This is a genomic window from Streptomyces sp. NPDC043853 (assembly GCF_056436025.1).
In genome coordinates, this window is sequence record NZ_JBWKDJ010000003.1 from 320,254 (window position 1) to 339,039 (window position 18,786).

At 73.6% G+C, this 18,786-nt stretch carries 19 protein-coding genes; 12 read left to right on the forward strand and 7 right to left on the reverse strand.

The features are described from left to right. Positions 1-51: 51 nt before the first annotated feature. The 9 genes from AC067U_RS10225 to AC067U_RS10265 all read left to right on the forward strand — a co-directional run bounded on the left by AC067U_RS10225 (position 52) and on the right by AC067U_RS10265 (position 9,991). Positions 52-522 (forward strand): hypothetical protein, encoded by a 471-nt coding sequence (locus AC067U_RS10225; RefSeq protein ID WP_478829195.1) that lies wholly within the window; start codon positions 52-54, stop codon positions 520-522. Then, positions 519-1,154, forward strand: a complete 636-nt coding sequence (locus AC067U_RS10230) for a hypothetical protein (RefSeq protein ID WP_478829196.1) — start codon at positions 519-521, stop codon at positions 1,152-1,154. Before AC067U_RS10225 ends, AC067U_RS10230 begins: the two co-directional genes overlap by 4 nt. Continuing rightward, complete coding sequence (locus tag AC067U_RS10235; protein ID WP_478829197.1) at positions 1,154-2,803, forward strand: putative T7SS-secreted protein; 1,650 nt, start codon at positions 1,154-1,156, stop codon at positions 2,801-2,803. Before AC067U_RS10230 ends, AC067U_RS10235 begins: the two co-directional genes overlap by 1 nt. A gap of 33 nt (positions 2,804-2,836) precedes the next feature. Beyond that, positions 2,837-4,411 carry a YrhB domain-containing protein gene (locus AC067U_RS10240; RefSeq protein ID WP_478829198.1) on the forward strand — a complete coding sequence of 525 codons (1,575 nt, stop codon included), beginning with the start codon at positions 2,837-2,839 and terminating at the stop codon, positions 4,409-4,411. Between the two features lie 93 nt (positions 4,412-4,504). Continuing rightward, the gene (locus tag AC067U_RS10245) at positions 4,505-6,250 is read left to right on the forward strand and encodes a sensor histidine kinase (RefSeq protein WP_478829199.1); all 1,746 of its coding nucleotides are present in this window, start codon (positions 4,505-4,507) and stop codon (positions 6,248-6,250) included. A gap of 92 nt (positions 6,251-6,342) precedes the next feature. Then, entirely contained in the window at positions 6,343-6,978 is a 636-nt protein-coding gene (locus AC067U_RS10250) for a response regulator (RefSeq protein WP_478829573.1), read from the forward strand. Between the two features lie 288 nt (positions 6,979-7,266). Further along, the gene (locus tag AC067U_RS10255; RefSeq protein WP_478829574.1) at positions 7,267-8,655 is read left to right on the forward strand and encodes a DUF2252 domain-containing protein; all 1,389 of its coding nucleotides are present in this window, start codon (positions 7,267-7,269) and stop codon (positions 8,653-8,655) included. A gap of 57 nt (positions 8,656-8,712) precedes the next feature. Continuing rightward, a complete protein-coding gene (locus AC067U_RS10260) occupies positions 8,713-9,540 on the forward strand; it encodes a J domain-containing protein (protein WP_478829200.1) in 828 nt (275 codons plus the stop codon). 106 nt (positions 9,541-9,646) lie between these two features. Next, a complete protein-coding gene (locus AC067U_RS10265) occupies positions 9,647-9,991 on the forward strand; it encodes a rhodanese-like domain-containing protein (protein WP_478829201.1) in 345 nt (114 codons plus the stop codon). 92 nt (positions 9,992-10,083) lie between these two features. On the opposite strand, the gene AC067U_RS10270 is transcribed toward AC067U_RS10265, so the two are convergent. From AC067U_RS10270 to paaA, 6 genes are all read right to left on the reverse strand, one after another. Beyond that, complete coding sequence (locus AC067U_RS10270) at positions 10,084-11,253, reverse strand: acyl-CoA dehydrogenase family protein (RefSeq protein ID WP_478829202.1); 1,170 nt, start codon at positions 11,251-11,253, stop codon at positions 10,084-10,086. A gap of 163 nt (positions 11,254-11,416) precedes the next feature. Continuing rightward, positions 11,417-12,517, reverse strand: coding sequence for a 2Fe-2S iron-sulfur cluster-binding protein (locus AC067U_RS10275; RefSeq protein ID WP_478829203.1), 1,101 nt, complete (start codon positions 12,515-12,517; stop codon positions 11,417-11,419). Then, positions 12,518-13,048, reverse strand: a complete 531-nt coding sequence (paaD, locus tag AC067U_RS10280; RefSeq protein ID WP_478829204.1) for a 1,2-phenylacetyl-CoA epoxidase subunit PaaD — start codon at positions 13,046-13,048, stop codon at positions 12,518-12,520. Further along, a complete protein-coding gene (paaC, locus tag AC067U_RS10285) occupies positions 13,042-13,782 on the reverse strand; it encodes a 1,2-phenylacetyl-CoA epoxidase subunit PaaC (protein WP_478829205.1) in 741 nt (246 codons plus the stop codon). Before paaC ends, paaD begins: the two co-directional genes overlap by 7 nt. Then, positions 13,779-14,063, reverse strand: coding sequence for a 1,2-phenylacetyl-CoA epoxidase subunit PaaB (gene paaB, locus AC067U_RS10290; protein WP_393572386.1), 285 nt, complete (start codon positions 14,061-14,063; stop codon positions 13,779-13,781). Before paaB ends, paaC begins: the two co-directional genes overlap by 4 nt. Then, positions 14,060-15,034 carry a 1,2-phenylacetyl-CoA epoxidase subunit PaaA gene (gene paaA, locus AC067U_RS10295; protein ID WP_478829206.1) on the reverse strand — a complete coding sequence of 325 codons (975 nt, stop codon included), beginning with the start codon at positions 15,032-15,034 and terminating at the stop codon, positions 14,060-14,062. Before paaA ends, paaB begins: the two co-directional genes overlap by 4 nt. Before the next feature lie 175 nt (positions 15,035-15,209). Between paaA and AC067U_RS10300 the strand changes: the two genes are divergently transcribed. The 3 genes from AC067U_RS10300 to AC067U_RS10310 are packed head-to-tail and all read left to right on the forward strand — an operon-like array spanning position 15,210 to position 17,837. Next, entirely contained in the window at positions 15,210-15,839 is a 630-nt protein-coding gene (locus AC067U_RS10300; RefSeq protein WP_478829207.1) for a DUF5819 family protein, read from the forward strand. After that, positions 15,836-17,047, forward strand: coding sequence for an HTTM domain-containing protein (locus AC067U_RS10305; RefSeq protein WP_478829575.1), 1,212 nt, complete (start codon positions 15,836-15,838; stop codon positions 17,045-17,047). Before AC067U_RS10300 ends, AC067U_RS10305 begins: the two co-directional genes overlap by 4 nt. A 10-nt stretch (positions 17,048-17,057) precedes the next feature. After that, complete coding sequence (locus AC067U_RS10310) at positions 17,058-17,837, forward strand: TrmH family RNA methyltransferase (protein ID WP_478829208.1); 780 nt, start codon at positions 17,058-17,060, stop codon at positions 17,835-17,837. On the opposite strand, the gene AC067U_RS10315 is transcribed toward AC067U_RS10310, so the two are convergent. Further along, positions 17,724-18,686, reverse strand: a complete 963-nt coding sequence (locus AC067U_RS10315; protein ID WP_478829576.1) for a hypothetical protein — start codon at positions 18,684-18,686, stop codon at positions 17,724-17,726. The two genes, AC067U_RS10310 and AC067U_RS10315, sit on opposite strands and share 114 nt — an antisense overlap. Between the last annotated feature and the right edge of the window lie 100 nt (positions 18,687-18,786).

Genomic DNA, 18,786 nt, shown 5'->3' on the forward strand with positions numbered 1-18,786 from the left:
CGGGGGTTCTTCGTTTGCCACGGCAGTGTGGGGACCTTGGGGAGGAACTCGGTGGGTTTCGACGAGGAATGGGGCCTGCTCCGTGATGCGGCGGCGGAGCGCGCGGCCTCCGGGGCGCCGGACGCGGCCGGTACCGGGGCCGCGCCGGAGGCTCCTGAGGAGCCGGTGGCGGAGGCGCGGGAGGCCGCGCTGGAACGGCTGGAGGACTTCCGCAGCCGGGTGGTGCTGGTGCCGCTGGACGCGCGCGGCGGGCTGTGGACGGCGGAGCTGGGCGGGCTCGACTGGATCTGCGCCTTCTCCGACGAGGAGGCGCTGTACCGGTTCGCCGTCGCCCGCGGCGAGGAGGACCGGGAGTGGGACTACCGGAGGATCGTCGGCGCCCGCCTGTTCGACGAGGTCGTGCCGGCCGTCGGTTTTCCGTGCGGGGTGGCGCTGGACGCCGCCGGTCCTGACGGGGCGGTGTTCCCGCCGGTGCGCGGGATCGTGCCGGACGGTGCGGCACTGGACGGGGAGGCGGCATGAGCGGGGGCGGCGGACCGGACGTCGACGCGTCGAAACTCGCGCTCGACGACATCGCGCAGGGCATCACGCAGACGCTCGCCGAGCTCAAGGAGCTCGGCATGGTGGGCAACGCCAGTATGGGGCGCGGGTTTTCCGACCTGGCGCTGTCCGGGCTGGAGACCGGCCACGAGGGACTGACCTCCACCCTGAACACCTTCTGCGAGCGCTGGGAGTGGGGCGTACGGAAGCTCGTGCAGCAGGGCAACTCCTTCGCGGCGAACGTCGGCCTGTCCGCGGGCGTGCTGCACGAGCAGGACCAGTACATCCAGGGCGCGTTCAAGGTGATGGTCAACGCCGGGATGGGCAACCCGTACGCGTCGGAGAAGGAGATCACCGGCAAGGACTGGGGCGAGGTCCTCTCCTCGAACCCGTACACGCACGTCCGGGACGCCGACTACAGCGAAGAATCGTTTGACCAGTCCGGCGAGAACATCAAGACGGCGTGGAAGACCGCGCTGCACGACGTCAACGACTCCGACCTGTCGCTGGGCAACCAGCTGGCCGGCCTGGCGGGTGTACGGGACGACAAGGACGCCGCCGTGGAACGGCTGCTCGGCCCGAAGCCCGGCAGCGAACAGGACGGTGACCGCTGATGGCGGGCTGGGGCGACGTCGACTGGGGCGGCCTGGCCAACAAGGGCCTCGGCAAGCTGGAGGAGGGCTGGGAGGCCGGCAAGAAGGCTGTCGGCGAGGTCGTCGACAAGGGCACCGACGTCATCGGGGACGGCCTGGAGTACGTCGGCGCCGAGGACTGGGCGGACGAGGTCGAGGACTGGGGCGACGAGTTCGCCTCCGACCTCGGTGCCTCGGTCCGTGAGCAGCAGCTCGGCCAGACACAGGAGGCCAACGAGCTCGTACACGGCTCGCCGGCGGCGATACGCGCCTCGGCGAAGCACCTGGCGGACTTCGACGGGGCCTTCGACCGGGTCGGCCAGGGCATGCGCTCCCTGGACTCCGCCCACTGGAAGGGTGCCGCGGCCGACGCCTTCCGGGAGAAGTTCGCGATGGCGCCCGCGGACTGGCTGCGCGCGGCCGCCGCCTGCGAGGCCGCGGGAAAGGCACTGAGCTCGTACGCGGACACCGTCGAGTGGGCGCAGAAGCAGGCCCGGCAGGCCATCGACCTGTACGAGAAGGGCAGGAAGGCGTCGTCCGACGCCGTCGGCGCCTACAACAAGCGGGTCGACGCCTTCAACATGGCCGTGAAGGAGGGCCGTGACCCCGGCCCGCAGCCCGAGCCGTTCAAGGATCCCGGGCTCGCGGACGTCGAACTCGCCTACGAGACGCTCAAGGAGGCGCGCCGGCAGCGCAACGACGCCGCCGCCACGGCCCGGGCGGCCGTGTCGAAGGCCACCGAGCACGCACCGGCCGAACCGCCGCCGCTGGACCGGGCGGTCGACACCTTCCTCGACAGCCAGGGCGCCATGGCCGTGGAGCTCAACCACGTCGTGGGCGGCGCGATCAAGGGAACGGCCGGCCTGGTCAACTTCGTCCGCGGACTCAACCCGCTCGACATCTACAACCTGACCCACCCCGCCCAGTACCTGCAGAACGTCAACACGACCCTGGCCGGCCTGGTGTCGACGGCCGCGCACCCCGAGCGGATCCCGCAGGCGCTGATCGACAGCTTCAAGGAGGACCCCAGTGAGGGGCTCGGCCGGCTGCTGCCCGAACTGCTCGGCACCAAGGGCATGGGGGCGGCCCGGACGGGGACCCGGGTCGCGACGACGGCGAGCAAGACCGCGACCAAGTGGTCGCACCTGGCGAAGCCGACGAAGGGGATCACCGAGGGCCGGTCCATCCACGTCGACTCGGTGGGCGGGAAGGACGCCCAGAAGTTCCTCGACGAGGAGTACCCCTGGCTCAAGGACGTCAACAACACCGGCAAGCCGGGGTACGAGTACAACTGCACCCACAATGTGGTCGCGGTCGACAAGCGCATGGACGGGGTGGAGGTGTCCGCCGCCCCGAAGTACGGCCCGGGCGACATTCCGTACAAGGAACTCGGGGTGACTCCGGACGCCAAGAAGGTCGTCGGCAGCTACGACGACATCATCAAGGACCTGGAGGCGCGCGGAGACGGCTCCCGGAGCGTGGTGGCGATCTCCCGCCACGGCGGGCCCGGCCACGTCTTCAACGCGGTGAACACCCCGCACGGGGTGGTGTTCCTGGACGGCCAGACGGGCACTCTGGCGAAACTGGAGACACACAACATCAGTGAGATAGCCCATGTCCCCTATCGCTAGCGCCGTTGTCGGCGGCTCCGTCAGGAATCCCTCATGATCACTCTGAACGAGGCCGTGGAAGCGGCCAGGACCCTGCTCGTCCGGACGGACGTCCCCCGGCGGTGGACGCTGGTGATGCAGCCGGAACTCAGCCGGGAGAACGACCTCGCCTGGGTGGTCAGGTACGACGTGCAGGAGAGCATCGACGCACAGGACGCGTTCGTCGGGCCCGTCGTCAAGATGGTGATCGTGCCCAAGGACGGCTCCCCGGCGCGCTTCCCGGTCTCCCACATCCCGCTGGAGCAGTACTTCGCCTATGTCCGCCACGGCGGGTGGGACAGCGCCGGCACGGCCGGCACGGTCAAGGCCGAGCCCTGGCAGAAGGCGCTGGGGTGGCTGCTGGCGACCTACCACGGTCTGGTCGAGCTGACCGGTGTGCAGCCGGTCGCCGAGGACGCCGGGACCTGGCTGTTCGGCTGCCGGACCGTCGAGCAGCCCGGCTATCCGCGGACCCCGATGCTGGCCGCGTCCGTGGTGGTGCCCAAGGACCCCGGCGCCCCGTTCCACCCGGCCGCCGACGACCCGTGGGCGGATGCCGCGGCGTACACGCGGACCGGGGACGAGCCCGACCCGGAGACCCAGGCACGCCGCCTCAACTCCCGCGGCTGCGTGGTCACCGTGGCCGCTGCGATCGCGGGAGCGCCCTCCTCGCCGCTGCCCTGGCAGCCCGCCCACGAGGCACCGGGCTGGTGGCCCCTGCTGCTGCGCCGCTACTTCCCCGGCGCCGAGCAGCTGCGCTGCGCCGACTGGGACGAGGTGATCGGCCGGGTCCAGGAGACCGGCCCGGACACCCAGGGCGTGGTGTGGGTACGGCGGGCCATCGGCGGCACCGAGGTCAGCGGGCACCTGCTGTACGCGCACAACAACGCCGGCAACGTGGTGTTCCTGGACGGCATGACCGGCGGCCTCGCCCGGCTGGACACCGCCGGGGTGAAGGAGCTGGTCCTCGCCCGCTTCCGGCCCGGGAGCCCGCCGGTGGCGGCCGACCTCGAAGCGGCCCGGGAGAAGGCCCGGGACTGGGTCCGGCGCACCTACCGGGCCGAGTCCGTCGAGCTCGTCGCACCGGCGGCGGAGGACGAGACGCGGCGCGGCTGGCTGTTCGCCCTGGAAACCACGGCCCGGCTGGGCGGCGGCGACTGGCGCGAGGCCATGCTCGACGCGGCGCTGGTCGTACCGAAGGGGCCCGAGGAGCCGTTCCTGCTCCGCAACTCCGACCCGTGGGGGCACCTCGCGGCGTGGGACCGCGGCGAGGCCGCCGGGACCGTCCCCGAACCGGGGCGGGCGGCCTGGTTCGAAGCGACGCTGCGCGAGCTGGGCGGCGTACGGGAGGTGTCGGAGCATGCGACGGTCACCGACGCGGTGGCCGCTCTGGCGACGCTCCCGGAAGGCGGTCGCGCCCTGGTGTGGGTGCAGCGTGAGGACCGCCGGGGCCGGCCGTCGACGGGCTTGCTGCTCACCGCGTTCCGTACGGAGGCCGGACCGGTGGGTCTGGTCGACGCGTCGGCCGAGTGGTTCACCGGCCTGGACGGCCTCGGCGAGTCCGCGGTGCGGGTGATCCGGTACCGGTGACGGGCCGCCGCCCCGGCACCGTCGACTTTCGTCGGCGGGGGTGCGACGAAAGAGGGCTGGGGCATCGGGCCGGCGTTGCCTAGATTCGGTGCCGTGGATGTGCATGCGAAGGCGCGGGCCGGGTGGGAATGGCTGAAGGGCCCGGAGCCCTGGACACGGCGGGCGCTGATCGGGGATCTGGTCGCGGCCGCCGCGATCGTGCTGCTCGGGTTCGTCATCGAGGAGCTGGACGGCGGGAGCGCGCTCCGGGAGACCGCGTCCGCGGTGACCGTGCTCGCCCTGGTGCTGCTGCGCCGCCGGATGCCCGGCGGGACGCTGCTCGTCGCGGCGGCGGTGAGCGCGGTGCTGCCCGGCACCCTGCTGGTCACCCTGATGCTGGGCTGGTCCGCGGGCCGGCGGATCGTCGGGGCCGGTCGGGCGGTGGGCGTCTTCGCGCTGACCTTCCTGCTCTACGTCGGGGTGACGGCGGCCGTCGAGTGGGGTGAGGCCCCGCCGATGCTGCTGCTGGTGTTCACCACGCTGATGTACCTGGCGACGGTGCTGACACCGGGTCTGGCCAGCCGCTACTGGTACCAGCGGCGGACCCTGCTGCACGCCCTGCAGGAGCGCAACGCGCAGCTGATGAGGGAGCGGGTGATGGTCGCGGGCCAGGCGCGGCTGCGCGAGCGGCAGCGGATCGCCCAGGACATGCACGACAGCCTGGGGCACCAACTGGCCCTGATCTCGGTGCACACCGGGGCGCTGGAGGTGGACCCGGAGCTGACGGACCGCCAGCGCGAGGCGGTGGGCGTGTTGCGCCAGGCCTCGGTCGCGGCCATGCACGAGTTGCGCGAGGTCGTGGGCATCCTCCGGGACGGGGTCGAGGCCCCGGTGCGGGAGGACGAGCAGGTCGCGCGCGGGGTCGCCGGGATCGAGGGGGTGGTCGCGGCCGCGCGGGCGGCGGGTACCGAGGTGGCGCTGCGTACGGCCGGGCGGCCCCGGCCGTTGCCCGCGGCCGCCGACCACGCGGCGTACCGGATCGTGCAGGAGGCGCTGACCAACGCCTACAAGCACGCACCGGGTGCGGAGATCGCGGTGGAACTGCGTTACGAGGACGACTCGTTGGTGGTGGAGATCTCCAACGGGCCGGTGCCGGCGCCGGGTCCGGGCGAGGTGGTCTCGGGCGGCCAGGGGCTGACGGGGCTCCGGGAGCGGGCCCGGCTGGTCGGCGGGATGGTGCACGCCGGGCGGGTGGAGGGCGGCGGGTTCCGGGTGGCGGGCGTGCTGCCGTACGGGTCCGAGCCCGCGGGCGGGCCGAAGGCGCGGGCGGGGAGCGCGGTGCCGGCGGCACCGGCCGACGGGGTGCTTCCGGGCTGGGCGCCCGGCCTCGCCGAGGGGTTCGCGGACGACTTCGGGCAGCAGCGGGTGCCGTCCGGGGTGCCGCCGATGGACTGGGCCGCGGTGGACCGGGAGCTGGCGACCGGGGGCCGGAGCCGGGCCGGGGGGTTCGCGCTGGGCTGCGGTATCGCCTTCGCTGCGGTGGTGCTGCTGGTGATCGTGCTGGGGGCGGGGGTGGCCCTGCTGGCGTCCTCGGTGACGAAGGGCATGATCGACCGATCCCAGTACGACGCGATCAGCGTCGGGACCTCGGAGCAGGAGGTGCGGGACCGGCTGCCCAGCGGGGACAGCGTGTTCACCCAGGGGCTGGACAAGGGCGGCCCGCCGCGGCCGGAGGGCGCCGGCTGCCTGGTGCTGATGTCGACCGAATCGGGTGACAGCCTGGAGGACGAGCCGGTGTTCCGGTTCTGCTTCCGGGACGGCAGGCTCATCGAGAAGCAGGCGTACGAGATCAGGCGGTAGGCGTGGGCGTTGGCGTTGGCGAGGGCGCGGGCTCGGGTGCGGGTACGGGTGCGGCGGTGACGGGTGGCGGGTCGCCGCGGACGGTGCGGGTGGTGATCGCCGACGACGAGCCGCTGATCCGGGCCGGGATCAGGCTGATCCTGACCTCGGACCCGGCGATCGAGGTGGTCGCGGAGGCGGCGAACGGCCGCGAGGCGGTGGAGCTGGCCCGGGCCCACACGCCGGACGTGGTGCTGCTGGACATCCAGATGCCGGTGATGGACGGGCTGACCGCGCTGGGGGAGCTGCGGCGGGCCGTGCCGTCGGCGCGGGCGCTGATCCTGACCACCTTCGGCGAGAAGGAGAACGTGCTGCGGGCGCTGGAGCAGGGCGGGGCCGGGTTCCTGCTGAAGGATTCCGCTCCGGCCGAGCTGATCGGGGCGGTGCGGGCGGCCGCGGCCGGGGACGCCTACCTCTCCCCGGCGGCGACCCGGCACGTGGTGGACCAGCTGGCCTCGGGGCGGGCGGCCTCGCGCGGCGAGCGGGCGAGGCGGCGCGTGGCCGAGCTGAGCGAGCGGGAGCGCGGGGTTCTGGCGCTGCTGGGCGAGGGGCTGTCGAACGCGGACGCGGGGCGGCGGCTGCACATGAGCGAGGCGACGGTGAAGACCTACGTGAGCCGGATCCTGGCCAAGCTGGAGTGCGAGAACCGGGTGCAGGCGGCGCTGCTGGCCCGGGACGCGGGGCTGTAGCGGGCGGGTGCCGGGGCCGTACGGGGCGTGCCGGCCGCCGTAGGGGCGTGCCGGTGGGTCGTACGGGGCGTGCCGGTGGGTCGTACGGGGCGTACGGGCGCGTCGTACCGGCAGGTCGCGGCAGGTCACAGCAGGTCGCGGCTTCCGCGGGGGCCGCGTGATCGGTACGGTCGTCCGGTCACTGGGCATGATCGATGGGGGCGGCAGGCAATGGGCACGGACACGGGCGTCGGCGCGGGCGCAGGGGCGGACGCGGGAGCGGACGCCGTACCGGGACAGCGGGTGGCGATGGCGCAGAGGATTCCGGTGGTCCCCGGCTTCGCCCCGCGCGGCACGGCCGCCGGTGCGCCGAAGAACGCCGGCAAGGCCCTGCGGAACCGGGTGCCGCGCGCCGCGCACGCCGCGTTCGAGCTCGCTGCCGGCCGTCCGGACGCGGTGCGGGCCGTCGAGGAGTCCAACCACGGCCGGGTGCCCGAGCTGACCCCGATACGGGTGGGCCGTATGGCGGCGAATCCTTTCGCCTTCCTGCGCGGCGCCGCCGGGCTGATGGCGTACGACCTGGCGGGGACCCCGGTCACCGGGGTGGCGGCGCAGATCTGCGGAGACGCGCACGCCGCGAACTTCGGCCTCTACGGGGACGCGCGCGGTCGGCTGGTGATCGACCTCAACGACTTCGACGAGACCGTGGTCGGTCCGTGGGAGTGGGACGTCAAGCGGCTGGCGGTCTCGCTGGTGCTGGCCGGACGGGTGGTGGGGGCCGGCGAGGACACCTGCCGGGCGGCCGCACAGGACGCGGTGGGCGCCTACCGGCGGACGATGCGCCTGCTGGCGCGGCTGTCCGCGCTGGACGCGTGGAACGCGATCGCGGACGAGGAACTGGTCTCGCACACGGACGCCCGGGACCTGCTGGGCACGCTGGAGCGGGTCTCGGAGAAGGCCCGCAACAACACCAGCGCCCGGTTCGCGGCGAAGTCCACCGTGGTGGACGAGAACGGGGCGCGTCGCTTCGAGGACGCCCTGCCGGTGCTGCGGCGGGTCGGGGACGCGGAGGCGGAGGCGGTCGCGGCCTCGCTCGGCGGCTACCTCGGCACGGTCCAGAGCGACCGGCTGCCGCTGCTGGCCCGCTACGCCATCCACGACGTGGCCTTCCGGGTGGTCGGCACCGGCAGCGTGGGCACCCGCTCGTACGTGGTGCTGCTGCTGGACCACCGGGGCGAGCCGCTGGTGCTCCAGGTGAAGGAGGCGCGGCCCTCGGTGCTGCTGCCGCACCTGCCGGAGGGCTTCGACCGGTCCCCGGCGACGCACGAGGGGCAGCGGGTGGTGGCCGGCCAGAAGCGGATGCAGGTGGTCTCGGACATCCTGCTGGGCTGGACCACGGTCGAGGGCCGGCCGTTCCAGGTGCGGCAGTTCCGCAATCGCAAGGGCAGCGTGGACCCGGCGGCGCTCTCGCCGGACCAGATCGACGACTACGGGCGGATGACCGGGGCGCTGCTGGCGCGGGCGCACGCGCACAGCGCGGACCCGCGGGTGCTGGCCGGGTACTGCGGCAAGAACGAGGAGCTGGACGAGGCGGTGGCCGCCTTCGCCGTGGCCTACGCGGACCGGACGGAGGCGGACCACGCGGACCTGGTGGCGGCGGTGCGGTCCGGGCGGATCGCGGCGGAAGCCGGGGTCTGACCCGGTCCGACCGCCGGTGCCCGCCGCGATCACCCGGACACCCTCTAGGCTGGCCGGGTGAGTGAGCAGACAGTCCCCGAGGACGCGGCGGGAGCCGGTGGCGCCGAGCGGCCCGAGGCGCGGCTGGAGCGGGCCGTGCGGGCCGCGGAGCAGGCGCTGATCGAGTTCGAGATCGCGGTGGAGACCTTCCGGGTGGAGGTGGAGAACTTCTCCCGCCTCCACCACCGGAAGCTCGGCCCGATGTACTCCCGGCTCGACGAGCTGGACGCGCTGATCGCGGAGGCCCGGGCCGAGCGGTCCGGGGACCCGGAGGACCTGCGCCGGGCGCGTGAGGCCCGGGCCCTGGTCATGCCGATGCCCGGGGTGGACGAGCTGTTCCACGACTGGCTCGGTTCGGACGGGATCGCCGACGACGCGGCGGCCATGCTCACCGAGCAGCCGGTGCAGCCGCCGGAGCGGGTCCGCCCGTCGGAGGAGGCGCGGCGGCTCTACCGCGAGCTCGTCCGGCAGGCGCACCCCGATCTCGCGCAGGAGGACGCCGAGCGGGAGCGGCGCGACGCCTTCCTGGTCAAGGTGAACGCCGCGTACGCGCGGGGCGACGAGCAGCTGCTGCGCGAGCTGGCCGGGGAATGGGCCGCCGGGCCGGTGCCGGAGGCGGCGGGACCGACGGAGGCCGAGGAGCTGTACGCGCGGCTGGAGTGGCTGGCGCAGCGCAAGGAGCTGCTCGCCGCGGTGGCGCGGGAGCTGGAGGACAGCGCCATCGGGGCGATGCTGCGGATGGCGCCGGACGACCCGGACACGCTGCTGGACGAGATCGCCGGGCAGCTGATGGCGCAGGTGTCGGAGCGTGAGGCGGAGCTGGCCGGGCTGACCTCGGAGGCCTGAACCCGAGGACACGACACGGCCGGGCCCGTCGGAGATGCGGGTACCGTGGCAGACAGGCGCACGGGCACCCGTGCACCACGAACAGACGAGTAGAAGGCGGCAGGGCATGCACTTCGGCACGCTTCCCACGGTCGGTGTGGACGCGCTGGGCGCGGACAGCTTCATCCTCGACGTCCGGGAGGCCGAGGAGTGGCAGGCCGGTCACGCCGAGGGCGCGCTGCACATCCCGATGAGCGAGTTCGTGGCCCGCTTCGGTGAGCTCACCGAGGCCGCCCCGGACGGTGACAAGGTGTACGTGATGTGCCGGGTGGGCGGGCGCTCCGCGCAGGTCACCGGCTACCTGCTGCAGCAGGGCATCGACGCGGTGAACGTGGACGGCGGCATGCAGAGCTGGGAGGCCGTGGGCCGCCCGGTGGTCACCGACGCGGGCGCCCCCGGCACCGTGATCTGAACCGGCATGGTGGTCTGAACCGGCACCGCGGTCTGAACCGCCATGGTGATCCGGCCCGGCATGGTGATCCGGCCCCGGCACCGTGAGCTGACTCAGCCGAGGGCGTGGGCGGCCAGCAGATCGCCCAGCAGCTCCTCGTGGGCCGCGGCGGGGCCGAGCGACAGCTCCAGCTGCTTGGCCCAGGCGTGGTAGCGGTGCAGCGGGTAGTCGGTGTCGGCGCCGAAGCCGCCGTGCAGGTGCTGGGCGGTCTGCACCACCCGCCGTACGCCCTCCGAGGCCCAGATCTTGGCCACCGCCACGTCCCCGGCGCTGGGCAGCGGGCCGCCGGCCCCGCCGGTCGCCGCGTCCAGCCGCCAGGCCGCCTGCCAGAGGGTGACTTCCATCGCGCGCAGGTCGATGTAGCGGTCGGCGGCCTGGACCGCGACCGCCTGGAAGGTGGCCACCGGGAAGCCGAACTGCTCGCGCTTGCCGGTGTACGCGCTGGTCATCGACAGCACGGCCTCGCCCAGACCCAGTGCCAGCGCGCAGGTGCCGGTGGCCAGTAGCTGCCGCAGCCGTTCCCAGGCGCTCCCGCCGGCTCCGCCGGGGGCACCTCCGGGTGCGTCGATCAGGTGTGCGGCCGGCACCCGTACCCCGTCCAGGGCGAGCTCGGCGTAGCGCTCGCCGTTGGTCGAGTACTGGTCGGCCAGGGACAGCCCTTCGGCTTCGCGCGGAACCAGCGCGAGCACCGCCTCCGCGCCACCGGTGTGCGCCGGTACGGCGATCCAGTCGGCGCCGTGTGCCCAGGGCACGGCGGTCTGTACGCCGTCCAGCACCCACGCCGAGCCGTCCCGGACGGCCGTCACCGCCAGCTCGGCCGGGTCGTGGCCGGTCCGGCCGTTGGCCGCGGCGGTGAGCACCAGCCCGCCGGTGGCCGCACCGGGCAGCAGCGCGGCGGCCAGTTCGGCCGAGCCGTGGAACTGCACGGTCATGGCGGTGGCGCAGTGCTCCAGCAGCGGCACCCGGGCCAGCACCTTCGCGGACTCGCGCAGTACGAGGCAGAGCGCGATGGCGTCCAGTCCGGCACCGCCGTGTTCCTCGGCGAGCACCAGGCCGAGGAGGTCGGAGGCGGCCAGCTTCGACCACAGCGGGCGGTCGAAGTCCTCGGCCACCGCGCCCGGGGTCAGCGCGGGACTGGGCACCCCGTCCGGGGCGACGTCCGCGAAGACCGCCCTGGCCGCCTCGACGGCCGCCTGCTGCTCCTCGGTGAAGGTGAAGTCCACGTCCTGTCCTCCCGCGCGCAGGTCCCTTGCCCGATGCCGTGGCGACATCAAATCTGACGGAGCGTCAAGATAGAACAGGTTCCCGCAATTGGACAGGGCCCGGGGCCGGGCACCCTCGGCGGTGGACAGGCCCGCCGCCGACGGGGGTCGACGGCGGACGGGCTCAGCGGTCGAAGTCGATCTCGACTTCCTCCGTTTCCGGATGCGACTGGCAGGCCAGCACGAACCCGGCCTCCGTCTCGTGCTCCTCCAGGGCGTAGTTCCGGTCCATCCGGACCTCGCCGCGCACCACGAACGCCCGGCAGGTGCCGCACACGCCGCCCTTGCAGGCGTACGGCGCGTCCGCCCGGTTGCGCAGCACCGCGTCGAGCAGGGACTCGCCGTCCTGCACCGGCCAGGTGCCGGACCGGCCGTCGAGGCGGGCGGTGACCCGGCTGTGCGAGGAGGACACCGTCCTGGCCGCCGGCGCCGGGGCGGGGGCGTTGTCCACGTGGAAGATCTCCTCGTGGATCCGGTCCCGGTCGACACCCAGGCCGCGCAGCGCCCGCTCGGCGCCCTGGACCAGGCCGTAGGGCCCGCACAGGAACCAGCCCGCCACCGAGCCGACCGGCAGCAGCGCCGGCAGCAGGGCCGTCAGCCGCTCCTCGTCGAGCCGGCCGGACGGCAGGCCCGCCTCCTGCTCCTCCCGGGAGAGCACGGTGACCAGCTGGAACCGCTCGGGGTAGCGGTCCTTCAGGTCGGCGACCTCCTCCAGGAACATCGTCGAGGCAGCCGTACGGTCGCTGCGGACCAGGCAGAAGCGGGTGTCCGGCCGCGCCGCCAGGAGGGTCGAGACGATCGACAGCAGCGGGGTGATGCCGCTGCCGCCGACGATCGCGGCGTAGTGCCCGCCCTGCGGGGCGGCGGCCGGGTCCAGCACGAACCGCCCGGCCGGGACCATCACGTCCAGCACGTCCCCGGGGGCGATCTCCTTGTGGGCGTAGGTGGAGAACTCGCCGCCCTCCACCAGCCGCACACCGACCCGCAGCTCCCGGGGGCCGGGCCCGCCGGGCGCCGGGGCGGGGGAGCAGATCGAGTAGGTGCGGCGCACCTCCCCGCGCTCGGCCCCGCTCCGCCGCATGGCCAGGTGCTGGCCGGGGGCGTGCCGGTACTCCTCGCGGATCTCCGCCGGGACGCTGAGGGTCAGGGCCACGGAGTCGTCGGTGAGCCGGTCGACCGCGGCCACCGTCAGGGGGTGGAAGGCGCCGTGGCGTGGTGCGGCCATCTACAGCTCCTTGAAGTGGTCGAAGGGTTCACGGCAGGACGCGCAGCGGCGCAGCGCCTTGCAGGCGGTGGAGGAGAAGCGGCTCAGCAGCTCGGTGTCGGTGGACCCGCAGTGCGGGCAGCGCACCGACAGCGTCAGCGGCACCGGGCCGCCGGCCGCGTGCGGCCGGGGCGGGGCGATGCCGAACTCGGCGAGCTTGCGGCGGCCTTCGGCGCTGATGTCGTCGGTGGACCAGGCGGGGGCCAGCACCGTCCGCACCGAGACCTCGGCTATGCCGCGGTCGTGCAGGGCACGCTCGATGTCGGCGGACATGGCCTCGATCGCCGGGCAGCCGGTGTAGGTCGGGGTGAGCGAGACCTCCACCACGCCGTCCTCGCGTATCCGCACCCCGCGCATCACGCCCAGCTCGGCCAGGCTGAGCACGGGCAGCTCCGGGTCCGGCACCGCGCCGGCCAGCGCGGCCAGCTCCTCTTCGAGGCGGCTGGCGACCGGGGCCCCGGTCCGGGGCGCGGGGCGGGCCGTGGTCACCATGACGCCCCCGGGTGGCTGCGGTGCAGGTGCTGCATCTCGGCGAGCATCCGGCCGAAGGGCTCGGTGTGCAGGCCCTCCCGTCCGGCACCGGCCGCCCAGGCGCCCGTACGGGGGCCCTCGGGGAGCTCCAGTCCGGCCCGGTCCAGCACGGCACCCAGCTCGGTGAGCCAGCGCTGCTCCAGGGCGGCGTAATCCACCTCGATGCCCTCGACGGGGCGGAACATCTCGCCGGTGAACTTCCACAGGGAGTCCAGCGCCGTGCGCATCCGGCGGGCGCTCTCCTCCGTGCCGTCGCCGAGGCGCAGGGTCCACTGCTCGGCGTGGTCCCGGTGGTAGGCGGTCTCCTTCACGGCCTTGGCCGCCAGCGGGGCGAACGGGCCCTCGCCGGCCGCGAGGGCCTCGAACAGCCCGTGCTGGTAGAAGGAGAAGTAGAGCTGGCGGGCGATGGTGTGGGCGAAGTCGCCGTTCGGCTGCTCCACCAGCTGGAGGTTGCGGAAGGCCCGCTCCTCGCGGAGGAAGGCCAGTTCGTCCTCGTCGCCCGCCATGGACAGCAGGACGCGGGCCTGGCCGAGCAGGTCGAGGGCGATGTTGGCCAGCGCCACCTCCTCCTCCAGCACCGGGGCGTGCCCGGCCCATTCGCCGAGCCGGTGGGAGAGGACCAGTGCGTCGTCGCCGAGGGCGAGTGCGGCAGCCGTGGGGACCGTCGTGGTACCCGTCGTGGAATCAGTGCTCACAGGTGCTGCACCCCCTCCGGGATGTCGTAGAACGTCGGGTGCCGGTACGGCTTGTCGGCGGACGGGGCGAAGAACGGGTCGCGCTCGTCCGGCGAGGAGGCGGTGATCGCCGTCGAGGGCACGACCCAGATGGACACGCCCTCGTTGCGCCGCGTGTACAGATCGCGGGCGTTGCGCAGGGCCATCTCCGCGTCGGGGGCGTGCAGGCTTCCCGCGTGGGTGTGCGAGAGCCCGCGCCGCGACCGCACGAACACCTCCCACAGCGGCCAGTTCTGCGTCATGCCCGTGCCTCCTCGTTGGTGTGCTTCGCCGCGTACGCCGCGGCCGCGTCCCGTACCCAGGCGCCCTCTTCGTGGGCCCGGCGCCGCTGGCCTATGCGCTCCTCGTTGCACGGCCCGTTGCCCTTGAGGACGTCCCAGAACTCGGTCCAGTCGATGGCCCCGAAGTCGTGGTGCCCGCGCTCCTCGTTCCACCGGAGGTCCGGGTCGGGCAGGGTCAGGCCGAGGCTCTCGGCCTGCGGGACGGCGATGTCCACGAACCGCTGGCGCAGTTCGTCGTTGGAGTGGCGCTTGATCCGCCAGGCCATGGACTGCGCCGAGTGCGAGGACTCGTCGTCCGGCGGGCCGAACATCATCAGCGAGGGCCACCACCAGCGGTTCACGGCGTCCTGGGCCATCTCGTGCTGGGCCTCGGTGCCCTGGGAGAGCGCGAGCAGCAGCTCGTACCCCTGGCGCTGGTGGAAGGACTCCTCCTTGCAGATGCGGACCATGGCGCGCGCGTACGGCCCGTAGGAGCACCGGCACAGGGGGACCTGGTTGGTGATCGCCGCGCCGTCCACCAGCCAGCCGATGGCGCCGACGTCGGCCCAGGTCAGCGTCGGGTAGTTGAAGATCGAGGAGTACTTCTGGCGGCCGGCGTGCAGCTTGTCGAGCAGCTCGTCGCGGCTGGTGCCCAGGGTCTCCGCGGCGCTGTACAGGTACAGCCCGTGCCCGGCCTCGTCCTGGACCTTCGCCATCAGGATCGCCTTGCGGCGCAGCGAGGGCGCCCGGGTGATCCAGTTGGCCTCGGGCTGCATGCCGATGATCTCGGAGTGCGCGTGCTGGGCCATCTGGCGGACCAGCGTGGCGCGGTACTCCTCGGGCATCCAGTCCCGCGGCTCGACTCGCTCTTCGGCCGCCACCGCGGCCTCGAAGGCCGCCGCGAGGTCCGCGAGGTCCTTGTTCTGCCCCGTTTCCGGGGTCACTGCCACCATCCCGGCCCCCTGCCAGCGTCTGGTCCAGATCCTTTTCCGCCCGACCGACCGATCGTTCGGTTCATTCGCTTCAATGGTGAGACGGCGGCCCGTAGGGTGTCAACCTCTTGTGGATGCCTGTGGACGACCGGAGCCGCCGACCGGGGTGGTCCGAAGCGGCCCGGACGGGGGTGGGATGGACGCGGACCAGAGCTCGGGCGGCGGGATAGCCGCCCTGCCCCTGCCGTACCGGATCGCCGCCGCCCTCGCCCTCGGCGCCGTGGCGGTGGCCGCCTGCCTCCACCTCGGCCTGGTGTTCCTGCACGTCGCCCCGTCCAACACGGTGGGCGAGCGGCACCGGCAGGCCGTGGACGGCTGGATCTATCCCGAGTTCGAACAGAACTGGAAGCTGTTCGCCCCCAATCCGCTCCAGCAGAACATCGCCGTACAGGTCCGCGCACAGGTCCGCACGGCCGACGGGGAGCGGATCACCACCGGCTGGCGCGACCTGTCCGCCGAGGACGGCGCGGCGATACGCGGCAACCCCTTCCCCAGCCACGCGCAGCAGAACGAGCTGCGCCGGGCCTGGGACTTCTTCACCGGCTCGCACGACGAGGAGAACCGACCCCAGGGCGAGCGCGGCCGGCTCTCCGAGGAGTACCTGCGGCGGATCGTGCTGCTCCGCGTCGAGCCGCGGTTCCCCGGCGGCCATGTGCTCCGGATCCAGCTGCGGTCGGCCGCCACGGCCCTGCCCGCGCCGGAGTGGAGCGACGAGGAGACCGACACGCGGACGAACTACCGGGAGCTGCCGTGGTGGACCGTCTGAGGGAGCGGGCCCGGCGGGGGCTGGCCGCGGTGACCGGGCGGACGCTCGCCCCGTACCAGACCGCCACCGTCCGGATCGGCTTCGCCGCGACCTGGCTGGTCTTCCTGCTGCGGGAGTTCCCCCACCGCCGCGAACTCTACGGACCCGACGGCCCGTGGGGCTTCGACCTGGCGGAACAGCTGGTCGCCGGCAACCGAGCGTTCACCGTGCTGCTCTGGTCGGACTCGGTGCTCTGGTTCGAGACCGTCTACGCGGTGGCGGTGCTTTCGAGCGTGCTGATGCTGCTCGGCTGGCACACCCGGGCCGCCTCCGTGCTGTTCATGGCGGGGGTGCTCTCGCTGCAGAACCGCAGCGTGTTCATGGGCGACGGCGGCGACAACGTCGTCCATCTGATGGCCATGTACCTGGTGCTCACACGGTGCGCCCGGGTCTGGTCGTTGGACGCGCGCCGCACGGCCCGCACCGGCCCGGCCCGCGACGTGGCCGGACCGGTGCTGTGGGGGCTGCTCGGCCTGCTGCTCGGGTACGCGGCGGTCACCGACCGGCTCGACTGGTTCTGGCTGGCGGTCTTCGGCCTGCTGTGGATCGTCCAGGGCGTGTGGTGGTCGGCGGAACGGCGCGATCCGGACGGCCCCGGGCGGGCCCTGCTGGACGTGCTGGCCAATCTGGTGCACCACGCCGGTCTCCTGGTGATCATGGTGGAGGTCTGCCTGATCTACGCGACGGCCGGCTGGTACAAGATCCAGGGCTCGCGGTGGCAGGACGGGACAGCGCTGCACTACCCGCTGGGCCTGGACTACTTCGCCCCGTGGCCGGGGCTGTCCTCGCTGGTGACGAGCAGCGGGACGCTGGTGATGCTGCTGACGTACGGCACCGTGCTCGTGCAGGTGGCCTTCCCGTTCACGCTCGCCGACCGGCGGATCAAGAACGTGCTGCTGGCCGTGATGGTGCTGGAGCACCTGGGGATCGCGGTACTGCTGGGGCTGCCGGTGTTCTCGCTGGCGATGATCGCGGCGGACGCGGTGTTCCTGCCGACGGCCCTGCTGGTCTGGCTGGGGGCCCGGGCCGCGGCCCTGCGGGGCCTTCTCCCCGTCCCGGCCCCTCCCGGAGCCGGGGCCGTCCCGCTGCCCGCACCGCGGGACTCCGTCCCGGACCCTGACCCCGGGGCCCGCACACCGGCGGATCCGGGCCGGACCGGGCAACCGTAGGCTCCTCCGTATGAACGACGAGCGGCAGGCGGCGGAGACCGGGCGGGCGTGGCGGGCGGCCGCGGAGGACGACCGGATGGTCCTGCTGGACGGCTTCCACGCCCTCAAGCACGCGCTCCGGTTCGGCGCGGAGGTGCGGATGGTGGTCGCGGAGGACCCGGACGCCCTGCTGGTGCTCGCCGCGGAGCTGGCCCCGGACGTACGGGACGCCGTACGGGCGCTCGTCCGGCAGGCGCCGCTGGCCGGGCTGGTGGCCCGGGTGCATCCGACACGGGTCGCTTCGCTCGCGGTCCGGCCCGACCCGGCCGCCGGCCGGGCGGCGCTGGAGCGGCTGCCCAGGCAGGCACCGGTGGTGCTGCTCGACAACCCCCGCAACCTGGGCAACGTCGGGGCGGTGGTGCGCCTCGCCGCCGGCTTCGGGGCCACCGGCGTGGTCACCCGAGGCGACCTCGACCCCTGGCACCCGAACGTGGTGCGGGCCGGGGCGGGCCTCCACTACGCCACCACGGTGGACCGGGTGACGCTGGAAACCGTGCCGCCCGGCCCGCTGTACGCGCTGGACCCGGAGGGGGCGGACATCCGCTCCCTGAGCCTCCCGGACGACGCCGTGCTCGCTTTCGGCTCCGAGCGGCAGGGCCTGTCGGCGGAACTGCGGGACCGGGCCGACCACCTCGTCTCACTGCCGATGCGCCGCCAGGTCTCCAGCTACAACCTGGCCACCAGCGTGGCCATGACCCTGTTCCACTGGGGCGGGCCGCCGGCCGGAGACGAGGGAGACGAGGACTCCTAGCCCGCCCGCGACCGCGATCAGCGCGGCCGCACCGAGCGTGGCCCCGTCCGGGTGGACCAGGGACTGGCCGCGCAGGGCCTGCCAGGTGAGCAGCGCGAGCACCGCCGCGTAGACCGCGCCGCCGGTGAAGACCAGGCGTACCCGGACCCGTTCGTCGCGCAGCCGGGTGAAGCGCGGTGCGAGGGCGACCAGGACGAGGACGAGCAGCGGCAGCAGCTGGGGCGCGTGCATGCCGAAGAAGTGCGGGATGCGCAGATCGCCGCCGGTGGTGGACCAGCCCGTGAGCGGCATCCCGGGGCCGCCGTCGGGCACGCCCACGCTGTGCGCGCCGCTCTCCGTGAGCTCGGCGCCGGCGGCGTCCAGCCGCTGCTGCCCGGGAGTGGGCAGGGTCATCAGCACGGCGAGCAGGGCGCCGATCAGCGCGAGGACCGTGGAGATCCGGATCGCCCAGGCGGTGGCGCGGTCGGTGGTCCGGGCACGCCAGAGCAGTACGGCGATGACGAGCGTGGCGACCCACAGGACGACCACGGTGTTGCCCATGGCGCTGTAGACCGCGGAGTCGAAGGGCGTCGCCTGGTTGAAGTGGCTGCGCACACCGCGGAGCACCTGCAGGGTGATGAGCAGCATTTCCACGATGCCGGCGGCGACCGCGACCGTGCCGGCCCACCAGGCGGTCCTGCGCAGCCGTGGCCGGGCCTCGCCGAGCAGCGAGAGCATCCAGGCCAGGCTGAGGCCGTAGGCGATGAACGAGACGGCGAACTTGAAGGGCTTGGCCCAGATCGGCGCGCCGGTCAGGACGCGGTCGTCGACCACGAGGCCGACCGCCGAGCCCGCGGCCCAGAGGGCCATCGCCCCGGCGAAGACGGTCAGCGGGCGGTGCCAGGCGCGCCAGGTCGGCGATGCGGACCGCGGTAACAGCGACATGAAGGACCCCCTGATGCACGGACGG